Consider the following 16,664-nt stretch of genomic DNA (forward strand, 5'->3'; position numbering starts at 1 on the left):
TGCGGTCATTTTCTTTGAAACCTGGAAGATGCTAGCCTTGCCGCATGAGTGCCTCCCCCCTGCCCCGGCTGCCGAATCGTATCGCTCGGCAGCTCTTCCTCGAAAGACACGGCCTTGCATCCGCCCCCAAGGGAACCGGAAAAGGCGATGATCTTGCTGCGGTCATAGACCAGATCGGCTTCGTGCAGCTCGACAGCATCAACACTGTCGCCCGCGCGCACCACATGATCCTGGCTACCCGGCGACCAGCCTACAAGGAAAAGAACCTCAAGCTTCTTGCCGAGCGTGACCGGCATCTGTTCGAGCATTGGACGCACGATGCGTCGGTCATACCGACAGAGTTCTTCCGGCATTGGCGCCTACGCTTCAGCCGGGACAAGGAAAACCTCATCAACAGATGGCGCAACTGGCACCAGAACGAGTTCGAACGGAAATTCGACGAGATTTTGAACAGGATCAGCGACCATGGTCCGGTCACGTCGGCATCTGTTGGTGAAGACGAGCAACGCAGCAATGGCGGCTGGTGGGAATGGCACCCCTCAAAGGCAGCACTCGAGTTCCTGTGGCGCACCGGCGAATTGTCGGTAACCGGCCGGAACGGGTTTCAGAAAGTCTACGACCTGACGGAACGGGTCATTCCGGCGCAACATCTCAATGCTGCTCATGACTTTGAAGAAACGACAGATTGGGCAGCCCGCTCCGCGCTCGACAGGCTGGGCTTTGCGACCTCCGGCGAGATTGCTGCCTTCTGGGACCTGATCACGCCTCAGGAAGCCAAGGACTGGTGCACGGCAGCAAAGGCTGCGGGCACGATTACCGAAATTGAAGTTGAGTGTGTCGATGGATCCTGGCGGAAGGTGTTCGCCTATCCGGAGACGCTGGATACCGTTTCCGAGCTTCCCGAACCGCCTTCGCGGGTGCGGATCCTGTCGCCGTTCGATCCTGCACTTCGCGACCGCAAAAGGGCCGAGCGCCTGTTCGGTTTCTACTACCGGATCGAGATCTTCGTTCCCGAGCCGAAGCGCCAATACGGCTACTACGTCTTCCCTGTCCTGGAAGGCGACCGTTTGATCGGCCGCATCGACATGAAGGCACTCAGGAGCGAGAACAGGCTTCATGTGCGGGCCTACTGGCCGGAACAAGGCATCAGAGCCTCAAAGGGCCGGGAGGCCAAACTACAGGCGGAGCTGGAACGCACCGCCCGCTTTGCCGGCGTTTCCGACATTACCTACGAACCGGATTGGCAACGGACGGCCCTTTAGCCGTCCGCACCACTGTTTCCAGTGCTGGCCGTCATCCGGCCAACACCATGGGTCAATCATGTGGTCAGCTCGCTACCCTTTCCAACAGGTGCTTACGGGCCAGAGCGCGTACCTCTTCGAAAGTCCAGTCCTTCACCAGCATGCCATTACGGTAGACCGTCTGCAACTGATCGGTTCTGCCGCCAACCACTTCGAGACGAACCGCGCTCAGCACGCCGTTTTCCAGGACCGTCGCCTGCCGACCGGCCTTGGAGGCCTTGCCGGGATCGGTCGCCGGGTTCTTGGAGACATCGCGCCAGGTGCCATCAGCGGTTTTCATCGCATTTGCCTTCATGGCAAAGCGCATCGTGTCCCGGTTGACCTGCTGCAACAGTCCCCCGCCCATTCCGACGGCGATGTTGTCGACCGACCAATTGCGACGCACCAGCTCTTCCACCAGTTGCCTGATGGTGTCGAGCTTCATGCCGTCACCCTGAATGACGCGAACCGACGGATGCAACACGCGCGCACCCTTGCTGTTTTCCGAGCCGCCGTAGTGCTGCCAAAGGGTTTCCATAACCTTCAACGGCATTTCGACAGGGTCGCCGGAATCCGGGCGGATGACGACCGTTGCCCCCGATTTCCGCACCTCGTCCTTCAACCGGCCGCACCACAGGTTCTCGACAGCATTGCCGAGATCGTAGCTGTCTGAAACGACCGCCACCAGAGCATTGGGACGGCCAAACTGCACCAGCATGTTCCGGTACGCGTCGACTTCCCGCTCACGGCCCCAACTCGTCATAGTCGAGTGTTCAGCAGCCGGGATGGAAAAGCCCGCCACATCCGCGCCGTACCAGGTCATGGCCGCTTCCAGAGCTTCCATGGTGTCGGTGCCTGCAAAGTTGACCAGATGGGCCATGCCGCCAAGAGCGGCGCTTTCGGCAGAAGATACACCGCGCGCGCCAAAATCGTGCAGCTTGAACGGGATCTGGCTGTCCGGATCGTCGGACGTTTCCAGAAGACCGCGATACAGGATCTCCTTGCACTTGAAAGACAACGTCGCAACCGTCGACGGGTACCAGACCGACCGCAACAAGGCGGTTTCCACCCAGGTCGTCAGCCAGGGCATGCGCTCGTCGGTGTTTTCCACCTGAACCAACGGCACACCACTCGGTGCCAGTGTTCCTTCCGGCAGCGCCTTGATCTCCAGCGGAAACAGGCCACCATGATCTGTCAGGATCTGTTCCCAACCTTCCCGGTTGAAGGGAACGCCATGGGCGGCACAGATCCGATCAGCCGCCGCAATGTCCGATGCCGTGATCGGCTTGAGAAGCACGTCCTTCAGGTAAGTTTGCAGCCCGAAGAACAGGACGCTGTCCGAAAACGGATTTGGCCTTGCTTCCAGGTAAGCAGAAATCCTGCGGGCCTCCGGAGGGTATTGCTTGAAATGCGACTGCTTGTAGCTGTCAGTCGCCAGAAGTGGATTTGTCATTGTGAACTCCTCACGTGACAGGTGCGATTGCCTGCGGGCCTCCCCCGCGGGCGCTGTTACAGGTCCGCCATCAGCTGGATGATGGACCAGTGATCTTCGAAGAACTGCTCGGACTTCAGGTCGCCAAGGCGATGCCAATTGGCTGACCTGGCATCGTCGCCACCCGTGACTGAAAACAGTTCGCGCCGTTCAGGCAGGCGAAACAGAAACGCGTGGGTGATGATGCGGCCACGCAACGACCGGTCAGGATGGTCGAAGACCCTTGTCTTGGTTCCGTCTATGAAAGACGCCAGCATCGCCGGGGGGATTTCTCCCTTGTGGTCGCTGATGGCGGTTTCTTCCTTCAACTCGCGGATCGCGGCATCCTTTATGCTTTCACTGGGATCAAGGAAACCGCCGGGCAGAGCCAGCAATCCCTTGCCGGGAGCCTGGCCGCGCTCGACCAGAAGAATGTTTCCGGACTGGATGACGACGGCATCCACCGTCACGAACGGTCCCCTTCCCCATTGCCCGGGATAGGCATCCAGGTACTCGGCCTCTTCCAGAAGTGCACGAAAGGTCTCCGTCAGAACAAAGGCTTCCAGCCACTCCACCACGCCGGCCGACAGAACCGACCGCGATATGACCGGGATGCGCTGGAACAACTGCCTGCGCACGTCTGTCGACGAGAAGGTGCCGTATTGGCTCGCCAACTGCACATTGCCCCATTCGGGAAACAGCTTGAGATAGTAACTCGTGCGGTCCTTGCCATAGCCTGCAAGCGCGATCTCGATATCCTGCAAGCCATGCAGAACGACACCGCCCTTGTTGTAATCGGCAAGCACGGTTTCATTGACGGCTCGCTGAACCTCGGCGCACCAGGCAGCATCCGAATAGGGATGATCCGAAACAGGCTTCAGGATCAGACGGCCGGTGGTCAGCTCGTGCTTGAACACCTTTGCGAACATTTCTTCGCGTTCGGCGCAAGTGAAGGGATTTCGCGGGCTGCGCGCCTGACCGGAAGACCCGATCAGCACGATCAGCGTATCGACTTGTTCCAGAGCAGATCTGATGACGGCCTCATGGCCGGCATGCAACGGCTGAAAGCGGCCGACAAAAACACCGTAGTGAAATTTGGACATTCGAGCCTCCCTCGAATTTATGGAATGCAGCCGAACTCCTCGGCTGCATCTCATCTAATACTCATTTTGAGCATTAGCAAGAGAATAATGCTCAAAATGAGTATTATTCTCTTGTCGATCCGGAATTTGCCGCAATTACGCCGGTGAGATCCCTGCTTGGCGATATGTCACCCCGGAACCAGGGACCTGTTCAACGCGGTAAAATGGGCGCATAATTTCTCTGTTTCGAATGAATGAAACTTGGGAGAATACGATGACCGTCGAACGCGCCATTCTTCTCGTGGTCGGCCTGCTGATACTTGCGTCGGTATTGCTGGCTGTCTACGTCAATCTCAACTGGCTTTGGCTCACCGGAATTCTCGGCGCCCATCTCGTCCAGGCTTCCTTTACCGGACTTTGCCCGGTGGTGATGGTCCTGAAAAAGCTGGGTTTGCCGCAGAAATCCGGCTTTGCCTGAAACGGTGCAACGCCACCAGGAAAGAAACGCGCGCGAAAAGATCGCCCTCGATCTGATCGAGAGCGATCTTGCGTCACTTGATTGTTGACGTAGCTGCTGAAGTTCCCTTCGCCATTCAGCCGGCTCATGTCCAACTGAGGACTACCTTGCCGGCTTCGCCGGACTTCATGGCAGCAAAACCTTTTTCGAAATCATCGACACCAAACCGGTGCGTGATGACATTGCGCACGTCCAGACCGTTCTGCAGCATGGCAATCATCTTGTACCAGGTCTCGAAAATTTCCCGGCCGTAAACGCCCTTGATCGTGATGGCCTTGAACACGATGCGTGACCAGTCGACGGGCGACTTTCCGGGTGGGATACCAAGCAGTGCGATCCGCCCGCCCATCACGAGGTTCTCGACCATCTGATCGAGCGCTACCTGACTGCCGGACATTTCCAGGCCGACGTCGAAGCCTTCCTTCATGCCGAGTTTCTTCTCGATGCCTTTCAGATCTTCCCGGGCGACATTGACCGGCACCACGTCGGCCACCTTCGTTGCAAGGTCGAGACGCGCCTGATTGATATCGGTGATAACGACATTGCGCGCCCCGACATGACGGGCAACAGCAGCGGCCATGATGCCGATCGGACCGGCTCCGGTGATCAGAACATCCTCTCCAACCAGATCGAAACTGAGTGCGGTATGAACCGCATTGCCGAGCGGGTCGAGAATGGCGCCGATCTCATCGTCGATCTCGTCCGGCAAAGGCACAACATTGAAAGCCGGCAAGCGCAGATATTCTGCAAAGGCACCCTGCTCGTTGACGCCTATGCCGCGGGTTTCCGGATCCAGATGAAACTTGCCCGCGCGAGACTGGCGTGAGTGCCGTCCGATCAGGTGCCCCTCGCCTGAGCATCGCTGTCCGATTTCAAGGTCGGTGACGTTCTTGCCGAGTTCGACAATTTCGCCGGCGAATTCGTGACCGGTGATCATCGGCACCGGCACGGTCTTCGACGCCCAGTCGTCCCAGTTCCAGATGTGAATATCCGTGCCGCAAATGCCGGTTTTATGGATCTTGATCAGAACGTCGTCCGGACCGATTTCCGGCACCGGCGCGCGGGTCATCCAGAGGCCCTCTTTCGGCTCGGACTTGGACAGCGCCTTCATCTGGTTGCTGGTCATGACAGAACCCCCGTCGCCTTGCCGGCCTTTTCGAAGGCTTCCAGGGCGCGGTCCAGATCGGACCGGGTCAAGGCCGCGTTCATCTGCGTGCGAATCCGGGCCTGACCGCGCGGCACCACAGGAAAGAAGAAACCGGAGACATAGACGCCTTCCTCAAACAACTTTGCCGCCATTTCCTGGGCCAACTTTGCCTCGCCCAGCATCACCGGAATGATGGGATGCTCGCCCGGCAGAAGCGTGAAGCCGAGCGCTTCGAGGCCTGCACGCCAATAGCCGGCATTCTCAAAAAGGTTCTTGCGCAGATCGTCACCCTCTTCTACCAGGCGGATGGCCTCAAGACCGCTCATGACCACTGCCGGTGGCAGAGAGTTGGAGAAGAGGTAGGGCCTTGCCCGCTGGCGCAACAGGTCAATAACCGGCTGAGGCCCGGCAATGTAACCACCAATGCCGCCGCCCAGCGCCTTGCCGAGCGTTCCGGTCAGGATGTCGACATCAACCCCGAAATGCGCCGGTGTGCCCTCGCCCTTCGGCCCCATGAAACCGGTCGCGTGGCAATCGTCGACCATCACCACGGCATCATATTGCCTGGCCAGTTCGGTCACCCCCGGCAGGTTGGCCAGATAGCCGTCCATCGAGAAGACACCGTCGGTCGCGATCATGATATGGCGGGCTCCGGCGGCTCGGGCTTCCTTCAGCTTCGCTTCCAGATCCGCCATATCGGAATTGGCGTAGCGATAGCGCTGGGCCTTGCACAGGCGAACACCGTCTATGATCGATGCGTGATTGAGCGCGTCCGATATGATCGCGTCCTCAGGACCGAGCAAAGGCTCGAACAAGCCGCCATTTGCGTCAAAACAGGCCGCGAACAGAATGGAATCGTCCTTGCCGAGAAATTCAGCCAGGCGTTGCTCAAGTTGCCGGTGAATGTCCTGCGTTCCGCAAATGAAGCGCACGGACGCCATGCCGTAACCCTTTGGCTCAAGTGCCTTGCGCGCCGCCTCCTCGAGAGCCGGATGATCGGCCAGACCCAGGTAATTGTTTGCGCAAAGGTTGATAACCTCGCGCCCGCCAACCGTGATCACACCGCCCTGCGGCGAGGTGATCAACCGCTCGCGTTTGTAGAGCCCTTCGGCCTCGATTTCTTTTAGCGTCTCGGAAATATGCGACAGAAAGGCATCGGACACAGGGCTTCCTCCGGCAAAATGGATATTTCCTCCACTATGCCGGATATTTGTCCGGAATAAAAGATTCGATTTCCGGTATCACGGATTCCTGCAACTGCCCTTCTGTAAGATCCAGGCGATCGCATCAGCCTTTCCGGCCAGGAAATATCCGCAGATACTAACGCATAACAGTGACACCCGCCATTCGGAAACCTGCATAGAGCAAGGCAACCCCGGCGCATTTGTTGACGAGACCTACAACCCAGTTCTTCATCTCGCCACGGGTGAGGCGATCCCCCAGAAAGGCATATGCCGTGTAGGATGTCAGGTCGATCAGGAACGTCGTCATGCCCATGATCAGGATCTGCGGAACAATGGGTGCATTGATGTCGAGAAACTGGGGCAAAATGGCTGCGAAATAGAGCAGTGCCTTCGGATTGGCGAATTCGATCACAAATCCCTGGGCGAACAACGCCTTCAGGCTGGACTGCCGCCCGGACCGTTTGACGCGGATTGCGCCTGCCGGCGTGAAGAGTGCGGTCAGACCCAGCCAGACGAGATATCCTACACCAGCCCATTTGATTACCGAGAACACCAGGTTGGAAGCAATGATCAGTGAGGCAATGCCGGTTGCTGAAAGCGCAAAATAAACGGCATTGGCAGACGCAATACCAAAAACGCCACCGAGTGCCCGACGCCCACCATTGGCCGCCCCTTGCGACGCAACGGCCACGGCCGCCGCACCGGGAGAGAAAACCACGACAGCTGTCGTGACAAGAAAGATCAGATAGGTCTCGAACTGCATTGCTTTCTCCTGCGCTCGCCAGATTTGCCGAGAACTGCTGCTTCGCCTAAGCGGCCGCGACAATTTCGATTTCGATCATCCACTCGGGTGTCAGCGTTCGAACCACAATGGCGGTGGTCGGGACGCGTCGGGCGCCCAGTGCCTCCAGTCGTGCGGCCTGGTTCTTTTCGGCATGGTCCGGATCTGAAAGATAACTGGTGACGCGGACGATATTGTCGGTCGTCATATCCGCTTCAGTCAGGATCCGGCGCAGGTTCGCCCAAACCAGATCGAGCTGCTCTTGCAGGCTCTCTGGAGCCCGGCCGATTACATCAAGCCCCATGGTGCCGCTGACGAAGAGCAACCGCCCTGCACCGGTCACTTCCAGGGCATGCACATAATCCGGTGTTGCCGGGTAAATGCCCTTGTCCGGGTTGATTGTCCGCTCCAACAAGTCGAAGATCCTTCTTCCGAAATCTGTTTCGGAAATGACTGTTCAGACGAACACGATTCACCGCAACAAGGATCTGGCCGAATGAAATCAAATAAAGAGACCATTCAGAAAAACAGCACCCCCGGCCGCCCCGTGGACGCATTCGACCGAAGAATATTAAGCGAGCTGGTGCGCAATGCCCGGCAGACCTATGCCGAGATCGGGACCAAGGTCGGGCTGTCCGCACCGGCTGTGCATGACCGGGTAAAGCGGATGATCGCGTCCGGCACCATCTCCTCCACCAACGCCGCCATTGATCCCATGTCTGTCGGCAAACCGTTTCTGGCTTTCGTGCATGTGGATGCCAGCGGATGGGGCAAGAGCGAGCGGATGATGAAGCTGCGGGACTTTCCGGAAGTGGAAGAGCTCCATTCGGTCACGGGCGACTGTTGTGTCATCCTGAAGGTGCGGACGGCCAACGCCGACGCGATGGAACACTTCCTTGCACAGGTCTATGCCCTGCCGGGTGTAAGGGCGACCAGAAGTTATGTGGTGCTGACGACGTATCTCGACCGGCCGGTGCAGGCGGAAGTCACGGAAACCTGGCCTGATGTGCCGCTGCCGGCTGTGTGAATGTCAAGGAAGCGCTCGCGGCCTTCAGAACTTAATCACCATCAGGATCGCCCGAGCCGGGCCGCCAACGGCTGCAATGCAATGGGGCACGTCGGCGGCGTAGCGAGCCGTGTCCCCTTTTCCGATGACACCTTTGGCCACACCGGACGTGACTTCAAGCCGGCCGTCTTCGGCTATCAGTTGCTCCCGCGTTCCACGTTCGTGCGGTTTGCTGTCGAGCTTTCCATCTGCCGCGAATATCAGCTCATAGATTTCGAACCGGCCCGTGTCCTGAGGCGGTGACAGGATGCGGATCTTGCAGCCGTCTCCCGCCCTGTCGAGCGCCGGGGTCTGATGTTCGTGCACGATCTCGACCCGATCCTCGGCTGCCTCCTCCCCCAGAAGACCTGCAAAGTCGACATTCAGGGCCCTGGTCAGATTGAGCAGGGTCGCGACAGTCGGGTTGGACTCCCCGCGCTCGATCTGGCTGACCATGGAGCGGGAAACGCCGGAGAGCTTTTCAACGGCCTCAAGCGAGAGCCCCTGGGCACGCCGCGCTTTCTTGAGGCGGGCCGGCAAACGGGAGAGAATGTCTGAATCTGTCATTGCGGAACTAAAATCCGTTTCGCCAGATATTGCAATTTACTTTTCCCGTCATCCAACTGCCACAAATCATGTAAGCTTTCCCTCGGCCAGGACCTGAAAACAGGAATGGCCATCGTCTTCCGGGGGGAACACATGAAAGCGATACCACGTCTTTATTTTGCCACGGCCGCACTCTTTGCCCTGATCGGCATGGCCTGGGGCATCCACATGTCCGCGACCACTGATCACACACTTGCGCCAGCGCATGGGCATCTCAACCTGATCGGCTTCGTGATGATGGCCGTCTTTGGTGCCTACTACGCCCTTGCACCAAAGGCAGCTGCCTCGCGCCTTGCGCTCATCCACTACGGATTGTCGGTTCTCACCGTCATCGTACTGGTGCCCGGGATCGTATTTGCGATCAACGCCGAAGGGGAAATCATGGCCAAAGCCGGCTCTGTTCTGGCGGTTCTGACCATGCTGGTTTTTCTCGCAACAGTGCTGCGCAACCGCGCCGATTGAATTGCCGTCGCTTCCGGGGCGCATCCTGTCGCTTTCGGAACATTTGCTGCACCGCCCTCTCCCATAGCGTTCCGGCACAAGTCGGGGCGGTGCAAAACCGCATCCGGAAAACAAGAAATCGGAAACGCTTCGGAGAGAGAGAACCCATGGCCAGCGATATTGAAATTGCCCGTGCAGCCAAGATGAAACCCATTCAGGAGATCGGCACACGGCTGAATATTCCCGAAGACTCTCTCCTGCCCTACGGGCGCACCAAGGCCAAGATTTCCGCCGACTACATTGCCAACCTCAATGGCCGCAAGAACGGCAAGCTGATTCTGGTGACGGCGATCAACCCGACCCCGGCCGGCGAAGGCAAGACGACCACAACGGTCGGTCTTGGCGACGGCCTCAACAGGATCGGCAAGAACGCGATGATCTGCCTGCGCGAACCTTCGCTCGGCCCCTGTTTCGGCATGAAGGGCGGCGCAGCCGGCGGCGGCTATGCGCAGGTCGTCCCGATGGAAGACATCAACCTGCATTTCACCGGCGACTTCCACGCCATCACCTCGGCCCACAACCTGCTCGCCGCCCTGATCGAGAACCACATCTACTGGGGCAATGAACTGGGCATCGACATTCGCCGCGTGGTCTGGCGCCGGGTGATGGACATGAACGATCGCGCACTGCGTTCCATCGTCTGTTCGCTTGGTGGCATTGCCAACGGCTTTCCGCGTGAAGCAGGGTTCGACATCACCGTCGCCTCCGAAATCATGGCCATCCTCTGCCTGGCGACCGATCTCGAAGATCTGCAGAAGCGACTCGGCGACATCATCGTTGCCTACCGGCGCGACCGCACGGCGATCACCGCGCGCGAACTGGAAGCAGACGGCGCCATGACCGTGCTGCTGAAAGAAGCAATGCAGCCGAACCTGGTGCAGACGCTGGAAAACAATCCCGCATTCATTCACGGCGGCCCTTTCGCCAACATCGCACACGGCTGCAACTCCGTGGTTGCCACCCAGACAGCCCTGAAGCTGGCCGACTATGTGGTGACGGAAGCTGGCTTTGGCGCAGATCTCGGTGCCGAGAAGTTCTTCGACATCAAATGCCGCAAGGCAGGCCTCAGCCCGGATGCGGTTGTCATCGTCGCCACCATCAAGGCTTTGAAGATGAATGGCGGCGTTGCCAAGGAAGACCTCGGCAACGAGAACGTCGAAGCCGTGAAAAAAGGCTGCGCCAACCTTGGCCGCCACATTGAGAACGTCAAGCAGTTCGGTGTTCCGGCAGTTGTGGCCATCAACCACTTCACAGCAGACACGGAAGCGGAAGTTCAGGCCGTGCGGGATTACTGTGCCGAATTCGGCGTTGAAGCGATCCTGGCGACCCATTGGGCCAACGGCTCCGCAGGTACCGAAGAACTTGCCACCCGTGTTGCAGCCCTTGCCGAAAGCGGCGCGGCGCAGTTCGCACCGCTCTACGACGACAGCCTGTCCCTGTTCGAGAAGATCGAAACCATCGCAAAACGGATCTACCGGGCAGACGAAGTTCTGGCAGACAAGTCTGTGCGCGACCAGCTCAAGCGTTGGGAAGCCGACGGGTTCGGTCATCTGCCGGTCTGTATGGCCAAGACCCAGTATTCCTTCACGACCGACCCGCAGCGCCGAGGCGCCCCGACCGGCCACAGCCTGCCGGTCCGCGAAGTCCGCCTGTCGGCAGGGGCCGGTTTCATCGTAGTGATCTGCGGGGAAATCATGACCATGCCCGGCCTGCCGCGCGTGCCGTCAGCCAACCACATCAAACTGGACGAAAAAGGTCAGATCGAAGGTCTGTTCTGATCATTCAGGATCGATGCCGAATACCAGAAAAGGCGGGTCTCAGGACCTGCCTTTTTTTGTGTGGCGTGCGGTCAACGGTCTCTCAGCCCGCGCCGGAATGACATCGCTTCAAACGCTATACAAGAGGAACTGAAACGGCACGGATGCCATGGTCGAGCCACGCATGAAGAAAGTTGAGATTTCGGCTAGGCAGCGCGGTGTGGATGTCGGCCGAGCAGAACGAGACCGATCGCAGCCAACAACAGGGAAAGGCCCGAGAAGACGGTCCGTGTCTGGTTCCGCACCTGCCAAGGCTCGGAATAGGACCGCCAGAGCATTGCCGCTTCATTCAGGTTTTCCGGGATCGCTGCCTCAGCAAGCTCGAGGTTCATCGGCACGTTGACAAGGAACGTCAGCATGATGCCGCCCAGCGCATAGACGATTGCTCCACCTACAAAGGCGACCCCGGCTGCGCGCCGGCCAGACAACAGGCTGAAGACCCCGGCAAGAGCAAGAACGAAAGGCGTGCCGAAGAAAGGGGGCGCAAAAACGGCGTTCCGGACAGACGCGTTCATGGCCTGCATGGCTGCTATCGCAATGCGAGGGTCAGTGGCATCCAGGCCCCACATGGTTGAGCAGACCCAGGCATAGAAGAAACCGAAGATGGCCCCGGCAAAAACAATCGCCAGGAGACCGGTTCCAAGCGCAAGTCGATACATCCCAAACTCCAAACCGTAATTAAGTGTACGGATTGTAATTTCCGTAACATCGATTACGGTTTTGAGCAAGCTACGGAGAGAACGACATGCGGGCGGAAGCCAGGGAACGACGGAAAGCATCCATAGAAGCGGCGGCGATCGAATTGCTGCTGGATCAGGGCTATGACAACCTGTCGATGCTGGCAGTCGCAAAAAAAGCAAAGGCCTCCAACGAAACGCTCTACCGCTGGTATGGAGACAAGACCGGGTTGTTCAGCGCCCTGGTGGATCGCAATGCAGAAAACATTCGCCAGTCACTTCGAGAGTGTATTGAAAACACCCCGTCTCCCACCGAAGCACTGCGGAACTTCGGCCGACGTCTCCTGGGCGTTCTTTCGAACCCGGCCGCGATCGCTCTCAACCGTGCAGCTGCCGCCGACACGACCGGCACGCTTGGAACTGCCCTAGCGCAAAGCGGTCGCGACGCGATCAGGCCGCTCGTAACCGACCTTGTCGCGAAGGTTCAGGGCGACGGACTGCTGACAGGCCTTGAAACGGAAACCGCGGCGGAAATCTATCTGTCCCTGCTGATCGGCGATCTTCAAATCCGGCTGGTGACACGCGCCGTGGCTGAATGGTCGGAAAACGACATCGACGCCCGTGCGGAAACCGCCTGGCAGGGCGTGAAGCTTCTTTCGGCAGGCAGCGCCACTGCCTTCTCGTAAGTTTAGACAGCTACAAACATTTCCCGTCAGCGCACAAAATTGACGTTGAACGGCCTGGCTTGATTTCCCTGTCGCGTAAACGACTAGCCGTGTCGCTTTGGAGATATCGGCGAATCCGGCTTGAGGCATAAGGTTTTGCACTAAGTTGATGGCCCGTTGTGCCTGGTTGGAGCTGCCCATGTCTGACGAAGACGATATTGATCTCGCCTCCCTTTCTGACGACGAACTTGTCGAGCAGATGCATGACGACCTCTACGACGGTCTTCAGGAAGAAATCACGGATGCCGTGAACATCCTTCTGGAACGCGGCTGGGTACCTTACGACATCCTGACCAAGGCCCTTGTCGAAGGCATGCGGATCGTCGGCGTCGACTTCCGCGATGGCATCCTGTTCGTTCCCGAAGTGCTGCTTTCCGCCAACGCCATGAAAGCCGGCATGGGCATCCTGCGTCCGCTGCTGGCGGAAACCGGTGCGCCGAAGGTTGGCAAGATGGTCATTGGCACCGTGAAGGGCGACATCCACGACATCGGCAAGAACCTTGTCTCGATGATGATGGAAGGCGCCGGCTTTGAAGTGATCGACATCGGCATCAACAACCCTGTCGAAAACTACCTTGCGGCCATTGAAGAGCACCAGCCGGACATTCTCGGCATGTCAGCTCTACTGACCACCACCATGCCCTACATGAAAGTCGTGATCGACGAAATGAAGGCCAAGGGCATCCGGGACGATTATATCGTGCTCGTTGGCGGTGCACCGCTGAACGAGGAATTCGGCGAAGCCGTCGGTGCTGACGGTTATTGCCGCGACGCGGCCGTTGCTGTGGAAATGGCGAAAGATCTGATCGCTCGCCGCCACAACATGCTGGCCAACAAGGGCTGACGGCAATGTTCAAGGAGGCTGCCGAAATGTTGGTGGGCGAGCCTCTCTTTCCGGTTGAAACGGATGGGAGCGCGGACGACAAGGCCGGCCGCGTTCTTGTTATTGCCTGCGGGGCTCTGGCACGCGAAATCGTTGCCATCCGAGAAAAGAACCGCCTCGATCATCTCGACATCACATGCCTTCCGGCGAAGCTTCACAACTCGCCGGAAAAGATCCCTGATGAAGTCCGCCGGGCCATCCTCAAGAATGCGGACACCTATTCCGACATTCTGATTGCCTACGGCGATTGCGGAACCGGTGGCCTGCTCGACAAGGTGCTGGAAGAAACCGGCGCGAGACGCATCGATGGCGCACACTGCTATGCCTTCTTCACGGGGATAGACGAATTCGACCAGATGGAAGACGACCAGCTCGGCACCTTCTACCTGACCGACTTCCTGGCCCGTCACTTCCAGACCATGGTCATCGAACCGCTCGGCCTCGACTGGCACCCGCATTTGCGGGACATGTATTTCGCTCATTACACCCGTGTTCTTTACCTTGCGCAGACCGATGACCCTGCCCTTGAGGATGCGGCGCGGCGCGCGGCAGACCGGCTGGGTCTGCCGTTTGAAATGCGCCGAACCGGGTATGGATTGCTTCAGCCGTTTCTGGACAAGGGCCAGGCGGACTGAGCGTCGCAAAATAGCATCCGGACAAGTCGGTTTTTCACGTGATGATGCCGCTATCAGGCGTCCTGGATCAGCCAGCTTCCGGCAAACATGTTTCTCAGGAGGAAAGTCCGAGAATGGCGCAGAAAATCATCGTTTATTGGCGGGACATCCCGGCACAGATCCTGGTGAAACAGGGGCGCAAATCCGCCCGACGGGAACTGCCGGCCATGTTCATGGAAGCCATTGATGCCTGCGCGATGCGGATCGGAGCGAAGGACAGCGACGCCTACATGGCGGAGTGGCGCCGGACAGACCCGGTCTCCGTCACGGACGACCTGGAAACGGAAGCGGACGCAGCCCTGACCGACCTGGTCTCGGCCTATCCGAAAGAGAGACTGAAAACCCTGCTCGCAAATGGAGGCTCGGAACATGACTGATCAGCGCCTGTTGGCCAATGGGCGGCTTCCCGCCTCTACCGAAATGTCTCCCAAGCAGGTGGTCGAAAAGACCGAGCTTCTGGAATTTATTCCGGCGGGCACGCAGGTCTATGTCACGGATCTGGGCAACTGCTCGGAAGACATGATCGTCGATGCCGCCCGCATCCTGCGCGACAACAAGCTGACCGCCGTTCCGCATATGGCGGCCCGCCGGTACGCCAGCCGTGAGGACTTCGAGCGCCGCATCACGCGTCTGACCCAGGAAGCAGGTGCGACCGAGGTTCTGGCCATTGCCGGTGAAGCAGAAAAAGCCGGCCCCCTCACCTCATCCGTCGCCCTTCTGGAGACGGGCCTCTTCGACAAGCTCGGCATCAAGAAGATCGCCGTTGCAGGTCACCCGGAAGGCGCACCGGACATCAAGCCGGACGTCATCAAGAGCTTCCTGCAGCGCAAGCACGAACTTGCCTGCGAAAGCGATGCGGAATTCCGCATTGTCACCCAGTTCGGGTTCGATCCGCACCGCGTCAGCCTGTGGCTGGACGAGCTGCGCGAATGGGGCAACGAGTTCCCGGTCCATGTCGGCGTTGCCGGTCCGGCAAAGATGACGACCCTGCTGAAATATGCCGCTTTTGCCGGTGTTGAAAATTCCTTCAACTTCCTGAAGAAGCGCGGCGGTGCCGTCGTCTCCATGCTGTCGGGCTACGATCCTGACACGATGGTCGATCCGCTGGAGACCCGCGTCACCAGCCAGTCGAACACCCAATTGGCCCAGATTCACGCCTATCCCTTCGGCGGTATCCAGAAAACCGCCGAGTGGCTGCACAGCCGCGGGAGCTGGTCTTTTCAAACCTCGTCTTCAATCCTGACTGCCAATGAGAGCGCATAAATGACCCGCACTGTTGTCGCGTCCGCCACCAAGGAAATCGTTATCGGTTTCGATCAGCCGTTCTGCGTGATCGGCGAGCGGATCAACCCGACCGGCCGCAAGAAGCTGGCGGCGGAAATGGCCGAAGGCAACTTCGAAACCGTCAAGGCCGATGCGCTGGCCCAGGTGGCTGCAGGCGCGACCATGCTTGACGTCAACGCAGGCGTGACAGCGGTCAACCCGAATGAGACCGAACCGCCCCTCCTCGTCAAAACTCTTGAGATAGTTCAAGAGCTTGTCGACGTTCCCTTGTCTATCGATTCATCCGTGACCGCCGCCATCGAGGCCGGCCTTGCGGTTGCCAAGGGCCGTCCGCTGGTCAACTCCGTGACCGGTGAAGAAGAGAAGCTGGAAGCGATCCTGCCGCTGATCAAGAAATACAACGTGCCGGTGGTGGCGATCTCGAACGACGAGACCGGTATCTCCGAAGATCCGGACGTTCGTTTCGAAGTCGCCAGGAAGATCGTTCAGCATGCTGCCGACTATGGCATTCCCGCACACGATATTGTCGTGGATCCGCTAGTGATGCCGATCGGCGCCATGGGCACCGCAGGTCAGCAGGTGTTCCGGTTGCTGCGCCGTCTGCGTGAAGAGCTGAAGGTCAACACGACCTGCGGCCTTTCCAACATCTCCTTCGGCCTGCCGCATCGCCACGGCATCAATGCCGGGTTCATTCCGATGGTCATCGGTGCCGGCATGACCTCCGCGATCATGAACCCGTGCCGCCCGCAGGAAATGGAAGCCGTACGTGCGGCGAACGTGCTCAACGGCACTGATCCGAACTGCTCGGAATGGATCATGACCTACCGTGATCACCAGCCTGCCGCTGCAGGTGCGGTTGCAGCACCTGGTGAAGGTGGTGCGTCTGCAGGCGGTCGTCGCCGCGGTGGACGCGCGGCCCGTCGGTCCGCCGGCTGAGCCCAGATGTCATAACACGTTTGCGGTTCTCTCCCCTTCCGCAAACAGGGTGGC

General features: G+C 58.9%; 19 protein-coding genes. 11 read left to right on the plus strand and 8 right to left on the minus strand.

What is annotated here, in order from left to right; translation table 11 throughout:
• Positions 1-44: 44 nt before the first annotated feature.
• A complete protein-coding gene (locus HEP89_RS25160) occupies positions 45-1,262 on the plus strand; it encodes a crosslink repair DNA glycosylase YcaQ family protein (RefSeq protein ID WP_077290149.1) in 1,218 nt (405 codons plus the stop codon).
• A gap of 64 nt (positions 1,263-1,326) precedes the next feature.
• Here HEP89_RS25160 and HEP89_RS25165 read toward each other — a convergent pair whose 3' ends face one another.
• Together HEP89_RS25165 and HEP89_RS25170 are read right to left on the minus strand one after the other, a co-directional pair.
• Positions 1,327-2,733 carry a nicotinate phosphoribosyltransferase gene (locus tag HEP89_RS25165; protein ID WP_077290150.1) on the minus strand — a complete coding sequence of 469 codons (1,407 nt, stop codon included), beginning with the start codon at positions 2,731-2,733 and terminating at the stop codon, positions 1,327-1,329.
• Between the two features lie 56 nt (positions 2,734-2,789).
• Positions 2,790-3,854 (minus strand): NUDIX domain-containing protein, encoded by a 1,065-nt coding sequence (locus tag HEP89_RS25170; RefSeq protein ID WP_077290151.1) that lies wholly within the window; start codon positions 3,852-3,854, stop codon positions 2,790-2,792.
• Positions 3,855-4,107: 253 nt separating this feature from the next.
• Between HEP89_RS25170 and HEP89_RS25175 the strand changes: the two genes are divergently transcribed.
• A complete protein-coding gene (locus HEP89_RS25175) occupies positions 4,108-4,311 on the plus strand; it encodes a YgaP-like transmembrane domain (protein WP_031270681.1) in 204 nt (67 codons plus the stop codon).
• Between the two features lie 124 nt (positions 4,312-4,435).
• Here HEP89_RS25175 and tdh read toward each other — a convergent pair whose 3' ends face one another.
• The 4 genes from tdh to HEP89_RS25195 form a co-directional block, all read right to left on the minus strand.
• On the minus strand, positions 4,436-5,461 hold the full coding sequence (gene tdh / locus HEP89_RS25180; RefSeq protein WP_208993601.1) for an L-threonine 3-dehydrogenase: 1,026 nt from the start codon (positions 5,459-5,461) through the stop codon (positions 4,436-4,438).
• An 11-nt stretch (positions 5,462-5,472) separates the two neighbouring features.
• A complete protein-coding gene (locus tag HEP89_RS25185) occupies positions 5,473-6,660 on the minus strand; it encodes a glycine C-acetyltransferase (protein WP_168693307.1) in 1,188 nt (395 codons plus the stop codon).
• A 157-nt stretch (positions 6,661-6,817) separates the two neighbouring features.
• Positions 6,818-7,444 (minus strand): LysE family translocator, encoded by a 627-nt coding sequence (locus HEP89_RS25190; RefSeq protein ID WP_075281506.1) that lies wholly within the window; start codon positions 7,442-7,444, stop codon positions 6,818-6,820.
• A 46-nt stretch (positions 7,445-7,490) separates the two neighbouring features.
• Entirely contained in the window at positions 7,491-7,877 is a 387-nt protein-coding gene (locus tag HEP89_RS25195) for a RidA family protein (RefSeq protein ID WP_168693308.1), read from the minus strand.
• Between the two features lie 81 nt (positions 7,878-7,958).
• On the opposite strand from HEP89_RS25195, the gene HEP89_RS25200 reads away from it, so the two are divergent.
• On the plus strand, positions 7,959-8,489 hold the full coding sequence (locus HEP89_RS25200; protein WP_168693309.1) for an Lrp/AsnC family transcriptional regulator: 531 nt from the start codon (positions 7,959-7,961) through the stop codon (positions 8,487-8,489).
• A 24-nt stretch (positions 8,490-8,513) separates the two neighbouring features.
• On the opposite strand, the gene HEP89_RS25205 is transcribed toward HEP89_RS25200, so the two are convergent.
• Entirely contained in the window at positions 8,514-9,074 is a 561-nt protein-coding gene (locus HEP89_RS25205) for an XRE family transcriptional regulator (protein ID WP_075281503.1), read from the minus strand.
• 132 nt (positions 9,075-9,206) lie between these two features.
• Between HEP89_RS25205 and HEP89_RS25210 the strand changes: the two genes are divergently transcribed.
• Both HEP89_RS25210 and HEP89_RS25215 read left to right on the plus strand, forming a co-directional pair.
• On the plus strand, positions 9,207-9,575 hold the full coding sequence (locus HEP89_RS25210) for a hypothetical protein (RefSeq protein WP_062491737.1): 369 nt from the start codon (positions 9,207-9,209) through the stop codon (positions 9,573-9,575).
• A gap of 146 nt (positions 9,576-9,721) precedes the next feature.
• Positions 9,722-11,392 (plus strand): formate--tetrahydrofolate ligase, encoded by a 1,671-nt coding sequence (locus HEP89_RS25215; RefSeq protein WP_168693310.1) that lies wholly within the window; start codon positions 9,722-9,724, stop codon positions 11,390-11,392.
• A gap of 185 nt (positions 11,393-11,577) precedes the next feature.
• Here the strand turns inward: HEP89_RS25215 and HEP89_RS25220 are convergent, their stop codons facing one another.
• Positions 11,578-12,090: an anthrone oxygenase family protein gene (locus HEP89_RS25220; protein WP_168693311.1), complete on the minus strand. Its 513-nt coding sequence runs from the start codon at positions 12,088-12,090 to the stop codon at positions 11,578-11,580.
• A gap of 86 nt (positions 12,091-12,176) precedes the next feature.
• Here HEP89_RS25220 and HEP89_RS25225 point away from each other — a divergent pair, with 86 nt between their 5' ends.
• The 6 genes from HEP89_RS25225 (at position 12,177) to HEP89_RS25250 (ending at position 16,610) form a co-directional block, all read left to right on the plus strand.
• A complete protein-coding gene (locus HEP89_RS25225; protein ID WP_055653522.1) occupies positions 12,177-12,794 on the plus strand; it encodes a TetR/AcrR family transcriptional regulator in 618 nt (205 codons plus the stop codon).
• Between the two features lie 178 nt (positions 12,795-12,972).
• Positions 12,973-13,677, plus strand: a complete 705-nt coding sequence (locus HEP89_RS25230; RefSeq protein WP_031270674.1) for a B12-binding domain-containing protein — start codon at positions 12,973-12,975, stop codon at positions 13,675-13,677.
• A 26-nt stretch (positions 13,678-13,703) separates the two neighbouring features.
• On the plus strand, positions 13,704-14,351 hold the full coding sequence (locus HEP89_RS25235; protein WP_055656430.1) for a DUF1638 domain-containing protein: 648 nt from the start codon (positions 13,704-13,706) through the stop codon (positions 14,349-14,351).
• Between the two features lie 113 nt (positions 14,352-14,464).
• The gene (locus HEP89_RS25240) at positions 14,465-14,767 is read left to right on the plus strand and encodes a virulence factor (protein WP_031270670.1); all 303 of its coding nucleotides are present in this window, start codon (positions 14,465-14,467) and stop codon (positions 14,765-14,767) included.
• On the plus strand, positions 14,760-15,653 hold the full coding sequence (locus tag HEP89_RS25245; protein ID WP_168693312.1) for a methylenetetrahydrofolate reductase: 894 nt from the start codon (positions 14,760-14,762) through the stop codon (positions 15,651-15,653). Before HEP89_RS25240 ends, HEP89_RS25245 begins: the two co-directional genes overlap by 8 nt.
• On the plus strand, positions 15,654-16,610 hold the full coding sequence (locus HEP89_RS25250) for a methyltetrahydrofolate cobalamin methyltransferase (protein WP_023003861.1): 957 nt from the start codon (positions 15,654-15,656) through the stop codon (positions 16,608-16,610). It abuts the gene before it with no gap.
• Positions 16,611-16,664: the final 54 nt, after the last annotated feature.

This window comes from Labrenzia sp. 5N, assembly GCF_012395805.1.
Taxonomy (GTDB): Bacteria; Pseudomonadota; Alphaproteobacteria; order Rhizobiales; family Stappiaceae; genus Roseibium; species Roseibium algicola.